Annotated in this window: 16 protein-coding genes; 10 read left to right on the top strand and 6 right to left on the bottom strand. The window is 65.8% G+C overall.

Annotated elements, in window-relative coordinates; all coding sequences use genetic code 11:
- Positions 1 to 39 precede the first annotated feature (39 nt).
- Positions 40 to 582, bottom strand: coding sequence for a phosphatase PAP2 family protein (locus LH20_RS15875; RefSeq protein ID WP_053555063.1), 543 nt, complete (start codon positions 580 to 582; stop codon positions 40 to 42).
- Positions 583 to 884: 302 nt separating this feature from the next.
- Here LH20_RS15875 and mdh point away from each other — a divergent pair, with 302 nt between their 5' ends.
- The 9 genes from mdh (at position 885) to LH20_RS15830 (ending at position 12,757) form a co-directional block, all read left to right on the top strand.
- Entirely contained in the window at positions 885 to 1,847 is a 963-nt protein-coding gene (mdh, locus tag LH20_RS15870) for a malate dehydrogenase (protein WP_053555062.1), read from the top strand.
- 82 nt (positions 1,848 to 1,929) lie between these two features.
- A complete protein-coding gene (gene sucD, locus LH20_RS15865; protein WP_053555061.1) occupies positions 1,930 to 2,820 on the top strand; it encodes a succinate--CoA ligase subunit alpha in 891 nt (296 codons plus the stop codon).
- A gap of 92 nt (positions 2,821 to 2,912) precedes the next feature.
- Positions 2,913 to 5,726 carry a 2-oxoglutarate dehydrogenase E1 component gene (locus LH20_RS15860; RefSeq protein WP_053555060.1) on the top strand — a complete coding sequence of 938 codons (2,814 nt, stop codon included), beginning with the start codon at positions 2,913 to 2,915 and terminating at the stop codon, positions 5,724 to 5,726.
- A gap of 21 nt (positions 5,727 to 5,747) precedes the next feature.
- Complete coding sequence (odhB, locus tag LH20_RS15855) at positions 5,748 to 6,983, top strand: 2-oxoglutarate dehydrogenase complex dihydrolipoyllysine-residue succinyltransferase (RefSeq protein ID WP_053555059.1); 1,236 nt, start codon at positions 5,748 to 5,750, stop codon at positions 6,981 to 6,983.
- 95 nt (positions 6,984 to 7,078) lie between these two features.
- Positions 7,079 to 8,476, top strand: a complete 1,398-nt coding sequence (lpdA, locus tag LH20_RS15850) for a dihydrolipoyl dehydrogenase (protein WP_053555058.1) — start codon at positions 7,079 to 7,081, stop codon at positions 8,474 to 8,476.
- 24 nt (positions 8,477 to 8,500) lie between these two features.
- Positions 8,501 to 9,838 (top strand): amidohydrolase, encoded by a 1,338-nt coding sequence (locus tag LH20_RS15845; RefSeq protein ID WP_053555057.1) that lies wholly within the window; start codon positions 8,501 to 8,503, stop codon positions 9,836 to 9,838.
- A gap of 8 nt (positions 9,839 to 9,846) precedes the next feature.
- Positions 9,847 to 10,476, top strand: coding sequence for a trimeric intracellular cation channel family protein (locus tag LH20_RS15840; RefSeq protein ID WP_053555056.1), 630 nt, complete (start codon positions 9,847 to 9,849; stop codon positions 10,474 to 10,476).
- A gap of 36 nt (positions 10,477 to 10,512) precedes the next feature.
- Entirely contained in the window at positions 10,513 to 11,841 is a 1,329-nt protein-coding gene (locus LH20_RS15835) for an oxygenase MpaB family protein (protein WP_053555055.1), read from the top strand.
- Positions 11,842 to 11,854: 13 nt separating this feature from the next.
- Positions 11,855 to 12,757: an alpha/beta fold hydrolase gene (locus LH20_RS15830; protein WP_053555054.1), complete on the top strand. Its 903-nt coding sequence runs from the start codon at positions 11,855 to 11,857 to the stop codon at positions 12,755 to 12,757.
- A 28-nt stretch (positions 12,758 to 12,785) separates the two neighbouring features.
- On the opposite strand, the gene sppA is transcribed toward LH20_RS15830, so the two are convergent.
- The 3 genes from sppA to proB form a co-directional block, all read right to left on the bottom strand.
- The gene (sppA, locus tag LH20_RS15825) at positions 12,786 to 14,771 is read right to left on the bottom strand and encodes a signal peptide peptidase SppA (protein WP_083455455.1); all 1,986 of its coding nucleotides are present in this window, start codon (positions 14,769 to 14,771) and stop codon (positions 12,786 to 12,788) included.
- Between the two features lie 91 nt (positions 14,772 to 14,862).
- Positions 14,863 to 15,762: an NAD(P)H-binding protein gene (locus tag LH20_RS15820; protein ID WP_053556324.1), complete on the bottom strand. Its 900-nt coding sequence runs from the start codon at positions 15,760 to 15,762 to the stop codon at positions 14,863 to 14,865.
- 17 nt (positions 15,763 to 15,779) lie between these two features.
- Entirely contained in the window at positions 15,780 to 16,886 is a 1,107-nt protein-coding gene (proB, locus tag LH20_RS15815) for a glutamate 5-kinase (RefSeq protein ID WP_053556323.1), read from the bottom strand.
- Between the two features lie 142 nt (positions 16,887 to 17,028).
- On the opposite strand from proB, the gene LH20_RS15810 reads away from it, so the two are divergent.
- Positions 17,029 to 18,090, top strand: a complete 1,062-nt coding sequence (locus tag LH20_RS15810; RefSeq protein WP_053555053.1) for a class I SAM-dependent methyltransferase — start codon at positions 17,029 to 17,031, stop codon at positions 18,088 to 18,090.
- Here the strand turns inward: LH20_RS15810 and obgE are convergent, their stop codons facing one another.
- Both obgE and LH20_RS15800 read right to left on the bottom strand, forming a co-directional pair.
- The gene (gene obgE / locus LH20_RS15805; protein WP_053555052.1) at positions 18,091 to 19,134 is read right to left on the bottom strand and encodes a GTPase ObgE; all 1,044 of its coding nucleotides are present in this window, start codon (positions 19,132 to 19,134) and stop codon (positions 18,091 to 18,093) included.
- A 166-nt stretch (positions 19,135 to 19,300) separates the two neighbouring features.
- Entirely contained in the window at positions 19,301 to 19,909 is a 609-nt protein-coding gene (locus LH20_RS15800; RefSeq protein ID WP_053556322.1) for a TetR family transcriptional regulator, read from the bottom strand.
- Between the last annotated feature and the right edge of the window lie 43 nt (positions 19,910 to 19,952).

The raw sequence follows: 19,952 nt of genomic DNA, 5'->3' as shown, positions 1-19,952 counted from the left end.
CAAGGCCGGGATAAGGGAGAGTTAAGCGCCGTTTGCCCCCTAGAAACGCAAGGTCACATCGACGCCCGCGCTCTTCGTATCGCCCCAGGGAAGGAGCTGGACGCGCTCGTTCGCCCTGGTCGTGACGAGATGTCCCGTCGCAGTGCCGATCACCGCCCCCGCGAGCACGTCGCCCACCCGGTGCCGTTTCGCCTCGACGCGGCTCAATCCGACGAAGGAGGCGACGATATAGGCAGGCAATCCCGCTTCCCAGCCATAGCGATTGTGAAGAGTCGCTGCGGCAGCGAAGCTCGTCGATGCGTGGCCTGAGGGAAAACTCTTGTTGTCACTGCCATCCGGACGGCGCGACGGAAAGGCTTGCTTGAGGCCCTGGGTGATCAGGATCGTGCCGCCGACGCTCCCGCCAGCCTCGAGAACGCCTTCCCAGTCGCCTTGCACAGCCGGCACGCCAAAGGCGGCGACGACCAGGGCATTTTTCGCGATCGTGCCGGCGTCGTCCCAGCCCTTCTCGCTGGCCTGGGTCGGCGCGGCAATGCTAAGCGAGAGAGCGAAAGCCAATCCGGCGGCGCTGCGTCTGACCATGCTCAAGCTCCTTCTCGGTGCGCGAGGCGAAGACTTATCCTCCTCGTTCGCCGAGGCCAAGTCAAAGCTCGCCCCTGTCCCGGGCGCTCCTCAGGCCACGACTCCCACAAGAAGATAGTGGATTATCGCTATTGCGAACTATTTGCAGAAAAAGGCTGATTTTCGTCCTTTTGCCGGTTGTTTCCTCAAGGGAATCGGCGTAGGGGCGTCGCCAGTCTTTGGCCGGCTCGGTGGTAATGGCCCGTGCCCCCGCCGGTCCCGTGAAGCATAGCCGGGCTTGCCAGAAGGGAGTGCCGCGCGCCATGGGACGCAAGAAGATCGCTTTGATCGGAGCCGGGAATATCGGCGGAACACTGGCGCTGCTCGCCGCGCAGAAGGAACTCGGCGACGTCGTGCTGTTCGATGTGGTTGAAGGCGTGCCGCAGGGCAAGGCGCTCGACCTCTCGCAGGTCGGCCCGATCGCCGGCTTCGACGCAAGGATCACCGGCTCGAACGATTATAAGGACATCGCCGGCGCCGACGTCATCATCGTCACCGCCGGGGTCGCCCGCAAGCCGGGGATGAGCCGCGACGACCTGCTCGGCATCAACCTCAAGGTGATGAAGGCCGTGGGCGAGGGCATCAAGGCCAACGCTCCTGACGCCTTCGTCATCTGCATCACCAACCCCCTCGATGCCATGGTCTGGGCGCTGCGCGAATTCTCGGGACTCCCGCACAACAAGGTCGTCGGCATGGCCGGCGTGCTCGATTCGGCGCGCTTCAGCCACTTCATCGCGGACGAGTTCAACGTGTCGGTGAAGGATGTGAACACCTTCGTTCTCGGCGGCCACGGCGACACGATGGTTCCCGTCGTCCGCTACTCGACCGTCAACGGTATCCCGGTCCCCGACCTCGTCAAGATGGGCCTCTCGAGCCAGGAAAAGATCGACGCGATCGTCAAGCGCACTCGTGGCGGCGGCGGCGAAATCGTCGCACTGCTCGGTACCGGTTCGGCCTTCTACGCACCTGCTGCATCGGGCATTGCGATGGCAGAGGCCTATCTCGGCGACCAGAAGCGCATCCTGCCCTGCGCCGCCTATGTCGACGGCGAATATGGCGTTGACGGTCTTTATGTTGGCGTTCCTGTCCTGATCGGTGCGAATGGCGTGGAGAAAGTCATCGAGATCGAACTCGACGAGGCCGACAAGGCGGGCCTCAAGGTCTCGGTCGATGCGGTGAAGGAACTGCTCGAGGCGTGCAAGGCGCTCGACACCAGCCTCGCCTGATTTCTGCTCCCCGGCTCACGCCGGGGATCTCCCCCGATGGACCCCGGCTTCCGCCGGGGAAATGCGAAACGGAAGCCAGACTATGTCCATTCTCATCGACAAGAATACCAAGGTCATCACGCAAGGCATGACGGGTGCAACCGGCACCTTCCATACCGAACAGGCGCTCGCCTATGGCACGCAGATGGTCGGCGGCGTGACGCCGGGCAAGGGCGGGACGACCCATATCGGCCTGCCGATGTTCGATACGGTCGCCGAAGCCAAGCATGCGACCGGTGCGACCGCATCGGTCATCTATGTTCCGCCGCCGTTCGCAGCGGACTCGATCCTCGAGGCGATCGATGCCGAGATCGAGCTTATTGTCGCGATCACCGAGGGCATTCCCGTGCTCGACATGGTGAAGGTCAAGCGCGCCCTTTCGGGATCGAAATCGCGGCTGATCGGCCCGAACTGCCCGGGCGTGCTGACGCCTGACGAGTGCAAGATCGGCATCATGCCGGGTTCGATCTTCAAGAAGGGCAGCGTCGGTGTCGTCTCGCGCTCCGGTACGCTGACCTATGAAGCGGTGTTTCAGACCTCGAACGTCGGGCTGGGCCAGACGACCGCCGTCGGCATCGGCGGGGACCCGGTCAATGGCACCAACTTCATCGACGTGCTCGAACTCTTCCTCGCCGACGATGAAACCAAGTCGATCATCATGATCGGCGAGATCGGCGGCGACGCCGAGGAGCAGGCGGCGCAGTTCCTGATCGACGAGGCGAAGCGCGGCCGCAAGAAGCCGATGGTCGGCTTCATCGCGGGCCGCACGGCGCCTCCGGGACGCCGCATGGGCCACGCCGGCGCGATCGTGTCGGGCGGCAAGGGCGACGCAGAAAGCAAGATCGCCGCGATGGAGGCCGCGGGCATTACCGTGTCGGCGAGCCCGTCCGAACTCGGCACCACGCTTGCCGAAGTGCTGAAGGAACGCGTCTGAGGACCTGCGCCCGCGGGCGGCTTTGCATTGCCGGCGGGCGCGGATCCCCTTATCCTTCTCCTGCCATTCCTCCCCCGAGAATGGAAACGACAATGAACCTCGAACGACAGAGCTTTGACATCGACGAGCCGCAGGCCGGCCCGAGCTGGGCGCCGAAGAACTGGCCCCTGATCGACGCCGACGACCTGACGGCCGCGCTCGATCCGCAGCAGATGCAGGTTGCGGTAAAGGCTGCAGCCGCCAAGGCCGGGCAGCCGCTTTCGAACGCCGAGGTCGAGCGTGCCGCCGACGAGGCGATCCGCGCGATGATGCTGATCCGCACCTATCGTGTGCGCGGGCACCTGGCGGCAAAGCTGGATCCGCTTGGTCTGTCGAAGCGCGAGCTGCCCGCCGACCTGACACCGGAATATCACGGGTTCGTCGGCGCGGACCAGGACCGGCCGATCTTCCTGGGCGGAACGCTCGGTCTGGAAAAGGCGAGCGTGCGTGAGATCGTCGCGATCCTGCAATCCAATTACTGCGGTCATGTCGGCCTCGAATATATGCATATCTCCGATGTCGAGGAACGGCGGTTCCTCCAGGACCGGATGGAGGGTGCCGACAAGCGCGTCGAGTTCACCCCCGAGGGCAAGCAGGCGATCCTCAAGAAGGTGATCGACGCCGAGGAGTGGGAGAAGTTTCTCGCCAAGAAATATGTCGGGACCAAGCGCTTCGGGCTCGATGGCGGCGAGGCGATGATTCCGGCGATGGAAGCCATCATCAAATATGGCGGCCAGTACGGCGTCCGCGAAATCGTCTATGGCATGGCGCATCGCGGGCGGCTCAACATGCTCGCCAATGTGATGGCGAAGCCCTACCGCGTCATTTTCCACGAATTCCATGGCGGGAGCGCCAACCCCACCGATGTAGGCGGGTCGGGCGATGTCAAATATCACCTCGGCACCTCGACCGACCGCGAGTTTGACGGGATCAGCGTCCACATGTCGCTCGTCCCCAACCCCTCGCACCTCGAGGCGGTCGATCCTGTCGTGCTCGGCAAGGTGCGCGCGCAGCAGGTCCACCGTGACGACCTTGGCAAGCATGAGCAGGTGCTGCCCGTGCTGATCCACGGCGACGCAGCCTTTGCAGGGCAGGGGATCGTCTGGGAATGCCTCGGCTTCTCGGGCGTGCGCGGATACAACACCGGCGGCTGCATCCATTTCATCGTCAACAACCAGATCGGATTCACGACGAGCCCGCAATTCGCGCGCTCCTCACCCTACCCCTCGGATGTCGCCAAGGGCGTCCAGGCGCCAATCCTTCACGTCAACGGCGATGACCCCGAGGCGGTGACATTCGCGTGCAAGCTCGCGATCGATTTCCGCCAGCAGTTCAAGCGCGACATCGTCATCGACATGTGGTGCTATCGCCGCTTCGGCCACAATGAGGGCGACGAGCCGAGCTTCACCCAGCCGCTGATGTACAAGACGATCCGGCAGCACCCGCCGGTGAGCGAGCTGTTTGCGGCGCGCCTCGTCGACGAAGGCGTGATCGACGCCGATTTTGTCACGCGGCATCGCGCCGAATTCATCGCGCACCTTGAAGAGGAATTCAAACTCGGCGCCGATTACAAACCCAACAAGGCGGACTGGTTCGCTGGCCGCTGGTCGGGCCTCTACGCGCCCAAGGATGATGACGGCAACCGCCGCAACGTCGAAACCGGGGTGACGAGCAAGCTGTTCGACGCGGTCGGCCGCGCAATCACCACCATCCCCGACGATGTCGACGTCCACAAGACGCTCCGCCGCGTGATCGACGCGCGCGCGGAGATGTTCAAGACGGGCGAAAATTTCGACTGGGCGACCGGCGAGGCGCTCGCATTCGGTACGCTGCTGAGCGAAGGATATCAGGTCCGCCTGTCGGGTCAGGATTCGGGGCGCGGTACGTTCAGCCAGCGCCACGCCGTCTGGGTCGACCAGACGACCGAGGCGAAATATGTGCCATTGAAGACGCTGCCGCACGGCCGCTTCGAGGTGCTCGACAGCCCGCTGAGCGAATATGGCGTGCTCGGCTTCGAATATGGCTATGCGATGGCCGATCCCAAGAGCCTTGTGCTCTGGGAGGCGCAGTTCGGCGACTTCGCCAACGGCGCGCAGATCATGATCGACCAGTTCATCGCGAGCGGGGAAGCCAAATGGCTGCGCGCCAACGGCCTCGTGATGCTGTTGCCGCATGGCTATGAAGGGCAGGGCCCCGAGCATAGTTCGGCACGTCTTGAACGCTTCCTCCAGCTCTGCGCGGGCGACAATATCCAGGTCTGCAACATCACGACGCCGGCCAATTATTTCCACGTATTGCGCCGCCAGATGCTCCGCGACTTCCGCAAGCCGCTGATCATCATGACGCCCAAGTCGCTCCTGCGGCACAAGCTCGCGGTCAGCAGCCGCGACGAGTTCCTCGGCGACAGTCATTTCATGCGCATCAAATCCGACATGACGCCGCCCGCCGACGACAAGATCCGGCGGCTGGTGCTCTGCTCGGGCAAGGTCGCCTACGATTTGATGGAGGCGCGCGACAGCGCGGGTCTCGAAGACGTCAGCGTGGTGCGCATCGAACAGCTCTACCCCTTCCCGGGAGAAGCGCTTGCCATCCGTCTCAAGCGGATGACAAATCTTCAGGAGGTGGTTTGGGCGCAGGAAGAGCCGCGCAACAATGGGGCCTGGTTCTTCGTTGAATCGCTGATCGAGGAAAGCCTGAATGCGGCGGGTCACAAGGGGATGCGCCCGCGCTATGCTGGCCGCGCCGCCGCGGCATCGCCCGCGACGGGTCTGATGAGCCGCCATCAGACCGAGCAGGCCGCGCTCGTCGCCGATGCGCTCGACCTCAGCGTTCGCGCCGAAATTCGCCGTACCAAGAAAAAAGCCTGATCTCCCGCAAGGAATGACCCCATGAGCACCGAAGTCAAAGTTCCCACCCTCGGCGAAAGCGTCACCGAAGCGACGATCGGCGAATGGCTGAAACAGCCGGGCGATGCGGTCGCGGTCGACGAACCGATCGCGAGCCTTGAAACCGACAAGGTCGCGGTCGAGGTGCCCTCCCCGGTCGCCGGCGTGATGGGCCAGCAGGTCGCCGCGGTCGGCGACACGGTCAATGTCGGCGCGGTGATTGCGACGATCGAGGCGGGCGCGGGCAACCCCGCCGCGGCGGCTCCATCACCCGCTCCGGCGGCGAAGGCCGAAGCCGCCGCGCCCGCTCCCGCTGCGACGGGCGAGGCGGCCGACACGGTCCCGACGCTGTCGCCTGCGGTGCGGCGGCTGGTGCTCGAGCATGGCCTCGATCCGAGCAAGATCAAGGGGACAGGCAAGGACGGCCGGCTGACCAAGGAGGACGTGCTTGCCGCCGCCAATGCCGCTCCCGACGCGTCCGCGGCCGCTCCGGCATCTGCCGCCGCCACACCGGCCCCGGCTGCGAGCGGTGCCCCGGGCCGCCGCGAAGAGCGGGTCAAGATGACGCGCATGCGCCAGACGATCGCCAAGCGGCTGAAGTCGGCGCAGGACACCGCGGCGATGCTGACCACCTTCAACGACTGCGACATGTCGGCGGTGATTGAGACGCGCGAGAAATATCGCGAGAGTTTCGAGAAGAAACATGGCGTTCGCCTCGGCTTCATGAGCTTTTTCACCAAGGCGGTCGCGCTTGCTGCGCATGACATCCCCGCGGTCAATGCACGGATCGATGGCGACGAGATCGTCTATCATGATTATCTCGACGTCTCGGTGGCGGTCAGTGCGCCCAACGGGCTCGTCGTGCCGATCGTCCGCAATGCCGAAAGCCTGTCCTTTGCCGAGATCGAAAAGGCGATCGCCGACCTTGGCAAGCGGGCCAAGGAAGGCACGCTGACGATGGAAGACATGACCGGCGGCACCTTCACCATCTCGAACGGCGGCGTGTTCGGCGGCCTCATGTCGACACCGATCATCAACCCGCCGCAGTCGGCCGTTCTCGGTCTCCACCGCATCGAGGACCGCCCGGTTGTCCGGAACGGCGAGATCGTGATCCGCCCGATGATGTATCTGGCGCTCAGCTACGACCACCGTCTGGTCGACGGCCGTGAGGCGGTGACCTTCCTCAAGACGATCAAGGAAGCGATCGAGGATCCCACGCGGCTGCTCATCGATTTGTAAAGACGTCGCCCCGGCCAAGCCGGGGCCGCTACCCCCTGGCGCCGCCCTCGACGCCAGCGATCCCGGCACCGCCGGGATGACGAATGGAGTTGATAATGGCTGATTACGACTACGACGTCCTTGTCATCGGTGCCGGTCCGGGCGGCTATGTCGCCGCGATTCGCGCGGCGCAGCTGGGGCTCAAGACCGCTTGTGCCGAAGGGCGCGAGACGCTGGGGGGCACCTGCCTCAACGTCGGCTGCATCCCGTCGAAGGCGATGCTGCATGCGTCGGAATATTTTGAAGCCGCGGCCGGCGGCGCGATGGAGAAAATGGGGATCAAGGTGAAACCCCAGCTCGACCTCGACGCCATGCACGGCCAGCGCAAGGATGCGGTCAAGGGCCTGACCGGCGGCATCGAGTTCCTCTTCAAGAAGAACAAGGTCGACTGGCTGAAAGGCTATGCCAGCTTCACGTCGAACGACACCGTCGAGGTGGCGGGCAAGGCCGTACGCGCGAAGAATATCATCATCGCGACCGGGTCCTCGGTTACGCCGCTCCCGGGCGTCGAGGTCGACAATGCAAAGGGCGTGATTGTCGATTCGACCGGCGCGCTCGAACTGGCGAAGGTGCCGGGGCACATGGTCGTGATCGGTGGCGGCGTGATCGGGCTCGAACTCGGAAGCGTCTGGCGCCGTCTCGGCGCCAAGGTCACCTGCGTCGAATTTCTCGATCAGATCCTGCCCGGCATGGACGGCGACGTCCGCAAGGAGGCGAACAAGATTTTCAAGAAGCAGGGCATCGAGTTCAAGCTCAAGACCAAGGTCACCAAGGCCGAGGTCAAGGGCAAAAAGGCCGTGCTGACGCTCGAGCCGGCGGCCGGCGGCGAGGCCGAGACGCTCGAAGCCGATGTCGTTCTCGTGTCGATCGGCCGCCGCCCGAACACCGACGGGCTCGCTCTCGACAAGGCGGGTCTCGAGGTCAACAAGCGCGGCCAGATCGAGATCGACCATGGATTCCGCACCGCGGTCAGCGGCATCTGGGCGATCGGTGACGTCGTGCCCGGTCCGATGCTCGCGCACAAGGCCGAAGATGAAGGTATCGCCTGCGCCGAGAATATCGCGGGGCAGACCGGCATCGTGAACCACGATGTCATCCCGTCGGTTGTCTACACCTGGCCCGAAATCGCTGGCGTCGGGCTCACCGAGGAAGCGGCGAAGGAGAAGGGCGAGGTCAAGATCGGCAAATTCCCGATGCTCGCCAACAGCCGCGCCAAGACCAACCATGAACCCGACGGCTTCGTGAAGGTTATTGCCGATGCAAAGACCGATCGCGTGCTCGGCGTCTGGTGCATCGCGAGCGTTGCCGGCACGATGATCGCGCAGGCCGCGCAGGCGATGGAATTCGGTGCGACCAGCGAGGATATCGCCTACACCTGCCACGCGCATCCGACGCATAGCGAGGCAATCAAGGAAGCCGCGATGGCCGTGACGGGAAAACCGATCCACATCTGACGGCGGGCACAGGGGGAACAGATCATGGCGAAGCGCGGACTTTGGGGGGCGGCTTCGCTGGCCCTGTCCTTGGTGGCCACAAGTGCACAGGCGGCGCCCGACGTCGCAGCCGCCCATGCGCGGCTGTCGGCGCTGCTCGATGAAAATTATCCCGCGCTCGAGGCGATCTACAAGGATCTCCACCGTCATCCCGAACTCGCCATGCAGGAGGTGCGCACCGCCGGGATTCTGGCGCAGCAGCTGCGCAAGGCGGGCTTTGCCGTGACCGAGAAGGTCGGCGGCACCGGCGTGGTCGGCGTACTCAAAAATGGGGATGGCCCGACCATCCTCGTGCGCGCCGACATGGACGCGCTGCCGATGGAGGAAAAGACCGGCCTTGCCTGGGCGAGCAAGGCGCGCGCGACCTATGAGGGCAAGGATGTGCCCGTGATGCATGCCTGCGGCCACGACACCCATGTCGCCTATCTGATCGGCGTCGCGCAGGCATTGTCGGCGATGCGCGACCGCTGGTCGGGCACAGTGGTCCTGATCGGCCAGCCAGCCGAAGAAACGCTGAAGGGTGCGCGGGCGATGCTCGATGATGGGCTGCTCACGCGATTTCCAAGACCCGATTTCGGCTTTGCCGCGCACGTCAGCAACCTTCCCTCGGGCGTCGTGGCGGTCAAGGCGGGGCCCTCCTCGTCGGCATCGGACAGCTATTCGATTGTCTTCCATGGTCGCGGCGGCCACGGGTCGATGCCCGCTGCGACGATTGACCCGATTCCGATTGCCGCGCGCTTCGTGACCGACGCGCAGCTCCTCATCAGCCGCGAGAAGGATCCGGCGGCGTTCGGTGTGCTCACGGTGGGCGCGATCCACGCGGGCAGCGCCCCCAACATCATCCCCGACAGCGCCGAGGTGAAGGTCAATCTTCGCTCGCAGTCAGGCGCAGTGCGCGAACTCTTGCGCACCGGAACAGCGCGCGCTGCCAAAGCTGCAGCGGCGATGGGCAATGCTCCTGAGCCCACGATCACCTATCTGAGCGGCACCGGCGCGCTGGTGAACGACGAGGCGATGGCGTCGGCGGCGGCCGCGCTGCTCGGGCCCGTGTTCGGCAAGGGGCTCGTCTTCGCACCCGCGAGCGCCGCGCCGCTGTCGGGCAGTGAGGATTATTCGGAATATGTCGAGGCCGGTGTGCCCTCGGTGTTCTTCGGTATCGGCGGCTATGACCCCGCTGTGCTTGCGGACCTCAAGGCGAAAGGCGAGCCCGCACCCACCAATCATTCGCCCGTCTTCGCGCCGCTGGCAGAGCCTGCGATCCGCAACGCGGTAACTGCCATTACGCTGTCGATCATCGGCGGCGTACGCCCGGCGGCGGAATAGCGGCGGCGATGCCGGGCTTCGACAATGCGCTTGTCATCCGCCTGCTCGATCTGGTCGGCATCGGCGTTTTTGCGCTGTCGGGTGCCCTCATGGCGGTGCGGCTGCGGCAGACGCTGGTCACCGCGAGCTTTTTTGCCCTCGTCACCGGGGTCGGCGGCGGCAGCGTGCGCGACCTGCTCATCGGCGCGCCGGTATTCTGGGTGCACGACGGCGCGATCGCGGCAATGTGCATTGCGATCGCGGTCGTCGTCTGGGTGACGCCTGAGCGCTGGTGGCGCGGACAGTTGCTCGAATGGGCGGACGCCGTCGGGCTTGCGGGCTATGCGGTGTTCGGCACTGCAAAGGCGATCGCCTGGGGTGTGCCTCCCGCGCCCGCTTTGCTGATGGGCGTGATTACCGGCTGCGTCGGAGGGACGATCCGCGACGTGCTCGCGGGCGTGCCCTCGATCATCATGCGGCCCGAAGTCTATGTCACGGCGGCGGCGCTGGCGTCGGGCCTTTTCCTCCTGCTGGAGTGGCTCGGGACGGGCACCGCCATTGCGGCGATTGCGGGCGCACTCGCCGGTTTCGGGCTTCGCGGCGCGGCAATCCATTGGTCTTTGGGGCTTCCGGCTTACCGCGGGGCGAATAGCGGCTAGGCTTGCCAAATCGCGAATCTGTGGCAGGTTCGCCTTATGAACAGTGATGTCAGCGCGATCGCCCACCGGGTGCGCGGCCAGGCCGAGGCCCTTCCCGATCTTTTCGGGCGCTTCGATTTTGACAGACCTCCCGAACGCTGGGCCCCCGAGCCCGATGCGGTCAGCGAACTCGGGCGGGTCCGGGGAGCCGACAGGGCGGCCTATCTGGAGGACCCGCAGCTCCTTGCGCGCATCCGCGAATATACGATGCTCGGCGATCGCACCGGCGACGCTTACGCTGCGCTGATGCCGCGCTATGGCTTTCAGCGCACCGTCGCGATGCTGGTCGAGGCCTGCGACAGGGGCGTTGAGGCCGTTCAAGATGCGCCCGCCGAACTGGTGGCGCTGATCAGGGAAATGGAGCAGAAACCGCCGTGGCTCGACATGGGTCTCGTCGAAGAGGGTGCGGCTTATGAGCGCAATGCGACGGCGAACCTTTCCCCGTTCCTGATCCGCGGGGCGTTCATCGCGACTTTCCTCAACAAATATTCGGCGCTGCCCATGGCGCTCACCGGCACGCTCGGCCACGCAACCGCGGCGCGGCGCGTCAAGGAGACCGCGACCTTTTTTGCCACGACCGCGCTGCCCGGGGCGCTCGAGCGCTTCGGACCCGGCTTCAAGGCGGCGGCGATGGTGCGGCTGATGCACGCGATGGTGCGCGTCAACATTCTCTCGCGGCCGGATATGTGGGACGCCAAAACCTATGGCGTGCCGATCCCACAGCTCGACCAGATGCCCGCGGGGCTCATCCCCATCTATTTCCTGTCGCAGGAGGTGCTGGCGAAGGGGCGCACCCGCTTCACCCGGCTCGAACGCGCGCGGGTCGAGCTTGCGCGCTACCGCTGTTATCTTCTCGGCCTGCCCGAGGATCTGCTCGCCGACACCCCGCAGGAGATTGTGCGCATCTGGCGCACGCGCAGTGCGACCTTGCGCTACGAATATGATGATAGCATCTGCGGCGGCCTGCTGCGCGCGACGATGGAGGCGGAGCTGTCGGCAGATGCCTCACCCAAGGGCCGGATCAAACGGCGGCTCGAGCGTTCGGTCAGCCGCGTCTTCTTTGTGAAGGCCTTTCTGAGCGGGGACGAGGAGCGCGCCGCGGAGGTCGGCGTGCCGGTATCGCGCCGGGACCATCTGATCTATGGCGCGACGATGCTCGCCGCCGCGGGGCGCATGGCGGCCTACCGCGCGGCATCGCGCCTGCCGGGTCTCCGCCGCCTCGCCGACCGGCGGCTCGTGCGTCGGATCGAGCGCCAGCTCGCGGGCTATGGCCGCGCGGAATTCACCAGCGATTCCGCCAAGTATCGCCCCGCAATTGTCAGCTGACGGATATGCGCACATGACGAGCGAGCAGACGAACGCCAACGGCCTTTCGATCACCTATGAAGACAAGGGACCGCGCGACGCGCCGGTGATCCTGCTGGTGATGGGGCTTGGCGGGCAATTGACCCTCTGGCCGGACGAATTCGTCGATGCGCTGAACGTGCACGGGTTCCGGACCATTCGCTATGACAATCGCGACGTCGGCCTGTCGACGCGCTTTGAGGCGGCGGGAGTGCCGAACCTCAAATGGATGTTCGTCAAGGCGGCGCTGGGTCTGCCGGTACGCCCGGCCTATACGCTCGCCGACATGGCTGCCGACGCTGTGGCGCTGCTCGACGGGCTCGGTGTCCAGCGCGCGCATATTGTCGGGGCATCGATGGGCGGCATGATCGCCCAGCATATCGCGGCGCGCTATCCCGCGCGCGTGCTCTCACTCACCTCGATCATGTCGACGACGGGCAATCGCCGCCTGCCACGCGCCCGAAAGGAAGCGATGCGGGTGCTTGCGAACCGGCCGATGGGCGGTGACCCCGAGGAGATGATCGCCTATTCGGTCCGTGCGGCGCAGGTGATCGGTAGCCCCGGCTATCCGCCCGATGAAGCGCGGCTGCAGCGCCAGGTACGCGCCGACTATGAGCGCGGCTTTTACCCCCAGGGCGTCGCGCGCCAGATGGCAGCGATCATTGCCGACGGCGACCGGCGCCCGATGCTGAGGACGATCAGGACACCAACGCTCGTCATCCACGGTGAAGATGATCCGCTCGTGCCGCTCGCTGGCGGGCGCGACACCGCTGCCAGTATCGCCGGTTCGCGCCTGATGACGGTTCCGGGAATGGGGCACGATCTGCCGCTTGCCCTCGTCGACACGTTGACGGACGCGATCGCGAAGCATGCGAAGGAGGCTCTCGTCGCCGCCTGACCGCATCTTTCTGCGGGCAGGGCGTTCATCATTTCAGCAGAAGCGCAAGCCCTGCCAGGAAGCCACTTGTCGCAGGTCTTTGCGCGCGCGGGACGGCGGGCAGGTAGGCGCGGCAGTCCAGGCACGCGGCCTGCACCGACCCCGCCTCGGTCAGCAGCGCGAGGTCCTCAGCCAGCCGCCGCTCGGTGAGCTGGCGCCTCATCGCCGCAATGCCGAACCAGCCGCGCGGTGCGGTAGCCGCCTCATCCTGCTCAGCGCCGAAAAGTCCCGCGAGCATCCTTGAAAATTCGCTGGGCTCGTCTTCAAAATATTTGGCGTGGTAATCGCCGTCGACCTTGGCGAGTTTCGCAGCGGCCGCGAGCGCGTCGGTGAGGCCGCCAAACTGATCGACGAGGCCGAGCTGGCGCGCGGTGCCGCCCGCCCACACGCGGCCTTCGGCAATCGCCTCGATCTTCTCCACTGGCTGCTTGCGGCTCTTGGCGACGAGCCCGGTGAAGCGCGCGTAGATATCCTCGACACTGGCCTGCGCGAGCTGGTTGAACGCATCATTCACGCCGCCGAGCAAATCCGGCTGACCCGACAGCGGCGTCGTCGCGATGCCGTCAGCGGTGATGCCGATCTTGGCGAGTGCCTGGTCAAAGCTCGGCAGGATGCCGAAAACGCCGATCGAACCGGTGATCGTGTCCGGCTCGGCGAAAATGCGGTCGGCAGGGGTTGCCACCCAATAGCCTCCCGATGCCGCGACATTGGCCATCGAGACGACGATCGGCTTTTTCCTTGTTTTCGCAGCGAGCAGCGCCTGACGGATTTCTTCCGAAGCGAGCACCGATCCTCCGGGGGAGTCGACACGCAGGACGATCGCCTTGACCTTTTCGTCGGTCGCGGCGTCGAGGACATGCTGCGCAATCGTCTCGCCGCCTGCCGTGCCGTTCGAGGCCTCGCCATCGACGATTTCGCCGATCACCGGGACGACTGCGATCGCGGCGCCCTTCTTTCCAGGCGGGTTGGCAGCCACCCAATTGTCGAGCGGGATCGCATTATACTCCCAAGGGCGGCTATCGTCGTAGACGCCGCTGATTTCAGCGACGCGCCTCTGGAACGCCATTCGGCTGCCGACCCTGTCGACCAGTCCCGCGTCGAGCGACGCCTTCGAAAGGTCATTCCCGGCGGCTTTGACGCGGCCGGGGGTGTCGGCGATGAAGACGTCGATCTTCGCCGCTGGCCGCGCCTTTTTGACGTCACTTCTCCATTTGTCCCACAGCACCGAGGCGTAGGCGAGGTCGGCCTCTTTCGCCTCGGGTGACTGGTCGGTGCGCAGAAAGGGTTCGACGGCGCTCTTGAAGGTGCCCACGCGGTAGATGTGCGCGGTGATGCCGAGCCGGTCCATCAGTCCCTTGTAATAAAGGTGCGAGCCCCCCGGTCCCGCAATGGCGACGCCGCCGATCGGGTCCGACCAGATTTCGCTGGCATGCGAGGCAATCTGATAGCTGTCGGTGGTGTAGGCAGTGGCGAAGGCGAGCACGGGCTTTTTCTTCGCGCGTACCTTGTCGATCGCAGTGCCAATTTCGGCAAGCGAGACCTGGCCGCCGCCAAGAAAGCGGTCGAGGTCGAGCACCACCGACGTCACCCGCTTGTCCTCAGCGGCGGTCTCGAGTGCGTGCACGATGTCGCGAACACGATATTCCTTGAAATCCTGACCGCCGGACAGCGCCGCAAAGGGGTCGATTTCTGCCGGCTGTTCGGTAACGATACCGTCGAGCTCAAGCAGCAGCGCGCCCTCGCGAACCGGGAGCGCCGCGTTGGGGCGGCTCGAGAGCAGGCCGAAGAGGAGCGCGAAGAACATAAGGAGGAAGACGAGCGCGAGCCCGTCCTTGATTGCGACGAGGAGATGCCAGACCTTGCGCGGGAAACTGGTGGTCGATTTGGGCGCGTCGTCTCCCGGCAGTGGGCGGCGGACGGGGATGGCCCACGGGCCCTGAGAGCCATGTGGCGGTGTGGCGGTGCTGTCGGTCATACCCCAGACCTAGTGACGGCGCCCATCCTTGGCAATGCACGCTTCGACCGGCGGCTCATAAGGGGGCATCGACAACGGGGCGCTCCTGCAATCAGAGCCAGCCTTCGCGGCGGTACCAGCGCACCGTTTCGGCCAGAGCGTCGCTGGTCGCGATTTCGGGTCGCCAGAGCTCGGGAGGCGGGAGGGCGCCTGCGGCAACCACCCAGTCGGGGTGCGCAATATAGCGCGCGCGGTCAGGGGTCAGCTTGGCGCGGTCCCGGCGGACCAGCGTGTCGAGCCGGCCGCCCGCCTTCAGGACCATGCGGGGCACAGCGAGCGTCGAGACGTGGCCGCGTCCGACAGCGCGGCCGATCGCGCGCGCAAAGCTGCGGTGAGACCAGCCGTTCGGGCGGCCATCGTCGGGCTCGTAGGTGGCACCAATGCTCGCGTCGCTGTCGGCCAGAAGGGCAACGAGGAGGCGCGCAAGTTCCTCGACATAGATCGCCGACATGCGCCCCTTGGGCGGGAGCAGCGCCACCCCGCGCCGGGCCATGCGAAAGAGGTCGAGCATCTCGGTGTCAGCAGGTCCGAAGACCGCGGGCGGACGCACGATCGTCCAGTCGAGTCCGCTCGCGCGAACGATCGTCTCGGCGCGTGCTTTCGACCAGCTATAATTGGAAATCGCGGGTTCGCGCGCCGCAAGCGAGGAAACATGGATGAAGCGCGTGATGCCGGCACGGCGCGCGGCGTCGATGACCTGTCCCGTCGCGACCACGTTTCCGGCTTCGAATGCCGCGCGCGTAGGCACGTTGACGACCCCCGCGACGTGGAGCAGCGCGTCGCTGCCCGCCGCCATGTCTGCGAGACTGTCGGGCTCGTCCAGCGCACCCTTGATCCACGTCACCCCTTCGCGTTTGGGCTGCGGGCGGCGCGTGAGCGCGCGCACGCGCCAGCCCGCCGCGACGGCCTGGTTCAAGGTTGCGCCGCCGACGAAGCCGGTCGCGCCGGTCATCGCAAGCGTCGGCGTCGTCACAAGAGCACCAGATGGTCGCGGTGGACGACGGCACTGCGCGGAGCATAGCCGAGCGCCGCCTCCTGCGCCTCGCGGCCGAGCCCCAATATCGCCTCGACGTCGGCGGCGGGATATTCGGAGAGGCCGCGCGCGACAACGCGCCCCTCGGGGTCCGCGATGTCGAGAATGTCGCCGCGCTGGAAGTTTCCGCTCGCGCCCGTCACTCCCGCGGCGAGGAGGCTTGCCCCGCCGCCGAGCGCCTTCACCGCCCCCGCGTCGATCCAAAGCCGGCCCTTGGCGGTCAGCCCGCCGGCTAGCCACGCCTTGCGCGCGCTTGCGCCTTTATCCGCGACGAACAATGTGTGGCGCGCGTCGGTCGACAGCGGCCGGGGGGTCCGACCCGAAGCGATGGCGAGATTCGCCCCCGCGGCGCCGGCGATCCGCGCTGCGGCAATCTTCGACACCATTCCGCCCGAGCCCATTCCCGAGGCAGAGCCTGTGTCCGCCATCGCCTCGATGGCAGCGTCGATACGGTCGACCCGCGCAATGTGGCGGGCGCCCTCGAGCGCCGGGTTGCGGTCGTAAAGCCCGTCGATGTCGGAGAGAAGGACGACCCCGCACGCGCCCGCTGCCTGCGCGACGCGCGCGGCGAGCCGGTCGTTGTCGCCGAAGCGGATCTCGGCGGTCGCCACACTGTCATTCTCGTTGATGACTGGCACGACCCCCAGGCTGAGAAGCCGATCGAGCGTCGCCGCAGCGTTGAGATAGCGACGGCGATGTTCCAGATCGTCGAGGGTGACGAGCATCTGCGCGGCGGTCAGACCCTCCGCGCCCAGCACCTCGGCCCAGACCTGGCTTAGCGCGATCTGACCCGTGGCCGCGGCGGCCTGCGCATCCTCGAGACTGGCGCGTCCGCCCTTGGCGAGCCCCAGCCGCCGCGCGCCGAGCGCGATAGCGCCCGACGAGACGACCGCGACCTGCTGGCCTGCCTTCGCCCGCGCCGCGATATCGGCAGCGATCCCTGCGAGCCACTCGCGCCGCACGGTGCCGTCTGTGTCGACGAGCAGCGCAGATCCGATCTTGACGATCAGGCGGGGGCAGGAGGCGGGTGGGAACAGGCTCATTGTGCCGCCGATAGCGCGCGCGTGCATAGGTGCCAATGCGAATATCTGCGCCCTTGGTGCTGACTTTGAGGCAATATGCTATGCTGCTCTTCTCATCGAGCCCTTCTGGAGAGTCGCGCACCCCTTTTTCGGGAGAGGACAGATGGCGGCAAGAATCGATGAAGACCGGCTCAACATGTTCGTCGGCAAGATGCTCGGCGATCTGGGCGGCGGAATGAGCGTGCCGACGGTGCGGCTGGGCTTGCGGCTCGGCCTGTTCGATGCGCTTGCGGGGGCGCCCGCGACGGCGTCCGAACTCGCGCTGCGCGCGGGCTCACTGCACGAGCGTTACGTCCGCGAATGGGCTCTTGCGCAGGCAGCGAACGGCTATATTGACCATGACCCGGCCTCGGACCGGTTCAGCCTGTCACCGGAGCAGGCGATGGTTTTCGCCAACCGCGACAGCCCCGTTTATCTCGCCGGCGCCTTCGACCTGATCGCCGCGATGATCGAGGCTGAACCCAAGGTTGAAGAATGTTTTCGCCGCGGCACCGGCGTGCGCTGGGGCGATCACGCAGGCTGCCTCTTCTGCGCAACCGGGGCCTTTTTTCGGCCAGGCTATGTCAACAATATCGTCCAGAACTGGATCCCGGCGCTCGATGGCGTCGAGGAGAAGCTGCGCCAGGGGGCGAAAGTCGCCGATGTCGGCTGCGGGGTCGGCTTCTCTACCCTGCTGATGGCCGACGCCTTTCCGCAAAGCTTGTTCGTCGGGTTCGATTTCCACGCGCCATCGATCGACGAAGCGCGGCGGCATGCGGAAGGCCATGGCCATGAAGGTCGCGTGCGATTCGAGGTTGCGGCAGCGAAGGATATTGCCGAGGAGGGCTTCGACCTCATCACCATGTATGACTGCCTGCACGATATGGGCGATCCTCGCGGCTGCGCGGCGCATATGCGGCGTATATTGGCTCCGGGAGGCCGCTGGATGATCGTCGAGCCGATCGCAGGCGACACACCCGCCGAGAATATGAACCCGGTCGGGCGCCTTTATTACAATGCGTCGACGATGATCTGCGTGCCCACCTCGCTCGACCAGGAGGTCGGCGAGGCGCTGGGGGCGCAGGCGGGTGAGGCTCGGCTATCGGACATTATCCGCAAGGGCGGCTTCGAGACGGTTCGGCGCGCGAGCGAAGGCCCGTTCAACATGGTGCTCGAGGCGCGGTGATCAGATCGGCGACCAGTCGCCGCCCGCTTCCTCGTCCTCGTCCTCGCCCGGTTCCGGGTGACCGATGGCTTCGAGCAGCTTGTCGAGGACTGCCTCGACTCCCGCGCCGCTCGCGCCCGAGAGCGCCATGACGGGAAGGCCGCTTTCAGCCGCGAGCTCGGCTGAAAGCGCCGCGATCAGCTCGTCGTCGAGCGTGTCGATCTTGTTGAGCGCGACGATGACCGGCTTGTCGACAAGATCGGCGCCATAAGCCTCGAGCTCGTCGCGGACGATGCGATAGCTCGTTGCGACATCGGCATCGTTTGCATCAACAAGGTGGAGCAAGACGCGGCAGCGCTCGATATGACCGAGGAAGCGGTCGCCAACGCCGGCCCCCTCGGCCGCGCCCTCGATCAGGCCCGGGATGTCGGCGATCACGAATTCCTGCCCCTTGTGGCTGACGACGCCGAGCTGCGGGCGAAGCGTGGTAAAGGCATAGGATCCCACCTTGGCCTGCGCATTGGTCACCGCATTGATGAAGGTCGATTTGCCGGCATTGGGCAGCCCGACAAGTCCAGCGTCGGCGAGCAGCTTCAGTCGCAGCCACACCCACATTTCCTCGCCTGGCCACCCAGGGCCGTGCTGGCGGGGCGCGCGGTTGGTGCTGGTCTTGTAGCTCGCATTGCCGCGCCCACCGTCCCCGCCACGCAGGAAAACGATGCGCTCACCCTCCCTGGTGAGATCGGCCAGCAGGCTGCGTTCCTCATCGTCGGCGAGGATCTGGGTGCCGACCGGCACCTGGATGACCAGATCGGGGCCGCCAGCGCCGGTGCGGTCGCGCCCGGCGCCGGGAGAGCCGCGCCTGGCCTTGAAGTGCTGGGTGTAGCGAAAATCGATCAGCGTGTTGAGCCCGGCAACCGCCTCGAAGATCACGTCGCCGCCCTTGCCGCCGTTGCCGCCGTCAGGTCCGCCATATTCTATATATTTTTCGCGCCGAAACGAAACCGCGCCGGGACCGCCGTCGCCGGACTTGATGAAAATCTTGGCTTGGTCGAGGAAGTGCATGAAAAGCTGCTTTCGGGGCGGACGCCGGAAACGAGACGGGACATTCGTGTCGAGCCACGTCGATTGCCTCCCGCCGCGCGGCGGCCGACAGGAATCACGTCTTCGCTCGTGCGACGGAATGGAGGGATGGCGTCCTCTAGCTTGCGCAGCGGAGGATTGCCAGCCTTTATCCCTCTGCCTTGCCGCCCTGCTCGGCCCAGAAGGCGGCGATGCGGCCGGTGATCAGCTCGGTCGCGAGCGCGCGGGCGGTATCGCGCGGCAGGCCGAGGGCTTCGGCCATGGTGCCGCCGAGCTGCGCATCGCCCATGGCCATCAGGACGAGCGCGAGCGTGTCTTCGTGCATCAGGCGCTTCTCGTGCGCGTCGGGCGCCATGCCATCGATCAATCGGTGGATCGCGGCGACAATCGGGTCGAGCGCGTCGTCGTTGCCGGTTGCGGCCATCCAGGTTGCAAGGGCACCCGCGCCGCCGCTGTCAAAGGCGTCGAAGGCAAGGTCGACGATCTCGCGCACGTCGCGCTCGCCCGGCGGCGAGGCGGTCATTCGAGCCGCGATCGTGTCGCACACCGTTTCAGCAAGATAGGCCGCGAGCGCTTTCTGGAGGCCCGCCGCGCTGCCGAAATGGTGGAGAAGATTGGCGTGGGTGCGGTCGATGCGCGATGCGACGGCCTTCAGCGTCACTGCCTGCGGCCCCATCTCGATCAGGATCTGCCGCGCCGCTTCGAGCGCGACCGACCGGCTTTCCTCCGGGCTGAGCCGCTTCTTTGCAATTGACACCACTGTAAGTAATTCCTAATTATATGCCCCTGCGGCACTGCCG

Origin of the sequence: Sphingopyxis sp. 113P3, from assembly GCF_001278035.1 — a bacterium.
Classification (GTDB): Bacteria; Pseudomonadota; Alphaproteobacteria; order Sphingomonadales; family Sphingomonadaceae; genus Sphingopyxis.
This window is presented reverse-complemented; position numbering and strand designations above follow the sequence as displayed.

What these genes read in the sequence shown, in the direction of transcription:
- LH20_RS15875 (WP_053555063.1), bottom strand. Translation starts at nt 582, where the DNA reads ATGGTCAGACGCAGCGCCGCCGGATTGGCTTTCGCTCTCTCGCTTAGC.
- mdh (WP_053555062.1), top strand. Translation starts at nt 885, where the DNA reads ATGGGACGCAAGAAGATCGCTTTGATCGGAGCCGGGAATATCGGCGGA.
- sucD (WP_053555061.1), top strand. Translation starts at nt 1,930, where the DNA reads ATGTCCATTCTCATCGACAAGAATACCAAGGTCATCACGCAAGGCATG.
- LH20_RS15860 (WP_053555060.1), top strand. Translation starts at nt 2,913, where the DNA reads ATGAACCTCGAACGACAGAGCTTTGACATCGACGAGCCGCAGGCCGGC.
- odhB (WP_053555059.1), top strand. Translation starts at nt 5,748, where the DNA reads ATGAGCACCGAAGTCAAAGTTCCCACCCTCGGCGAAAGCGTCACCGAA.
- lpdA (WP_053555058.1), top strand. Translation starts at nt 7,079, where the DNA reads ATGGCTGATTACGACTACGACGTCCTTGTCATCGGTGCCGGTCCGGGC.
- LH20_RS15845 (WP_053555057.1), top strand. Translation starts at nt 8,501, where the DNA reads ATGGCGAAGCGCGGACTTTGGGGGGCGGCTTCGCTGGCCCTGTCCTTG.
- LH20_RS15840 (WP_053555056.1), top strand. Translation starts at nt 9,847, where the DNA reads ATGCCGGGCTTCGACAATGCGCTTGTCATCCGCCTGCTCGATCTGGTC.
- LH20_RS15835 (WP_053555055.1), top strand. Translation starts at nt 10,513, where the DNA reads ATGAACAGTGATGTCAGCGCGATCGCCCACCGGGTGCGCGGCCAGGCC.
- LH20_RS15830 (WP_053555054.1), top strand. Translation starts at nt 11,855, where the DNA reads ATGACGAGCGAGCAGACGAACGCCAACGGCCTTTCGATCACCTATGAA.
- sppA (WP_083455455.1), bottom strand. Translation starts at nt 14,771, where the DNA reads ATGACCGACAGCACCGCCACACCGCCACATGGCTCTCAGGGCCCGTGG.
- LH20_RS15820 (WP_053556324.1), bottom strand. Translation starts at nt 15,762, where the DNA reads ATGACCGGCGCGACCGGCTTCGTCGGCGGCGCAACCTTGAACCAGGCC.
- proB (WP_053556323.1), bottom strand. Translation starts at nt 16,886, where the DNA reads ATGAGCCTGTTCCCACCCGCCTCCTGCCCCCGCCTGATCGTCAAGATC.
- LH20_RS15810 (WP_053555053.1), top strand. Translation starts at nt 17,029, where the DNA reads ATGGCGGCAAGAATCGATGAAGACCGGCTCAACATGTTCGTCGGCAAG.
- obgE (WP_053555052.1), bottom strand. Translation starts at nt 19,134, where the DNA reads ATGCACTTCCTCGACCAAGCCAAGATTTTCATCAAGTCCGGCGACGGC.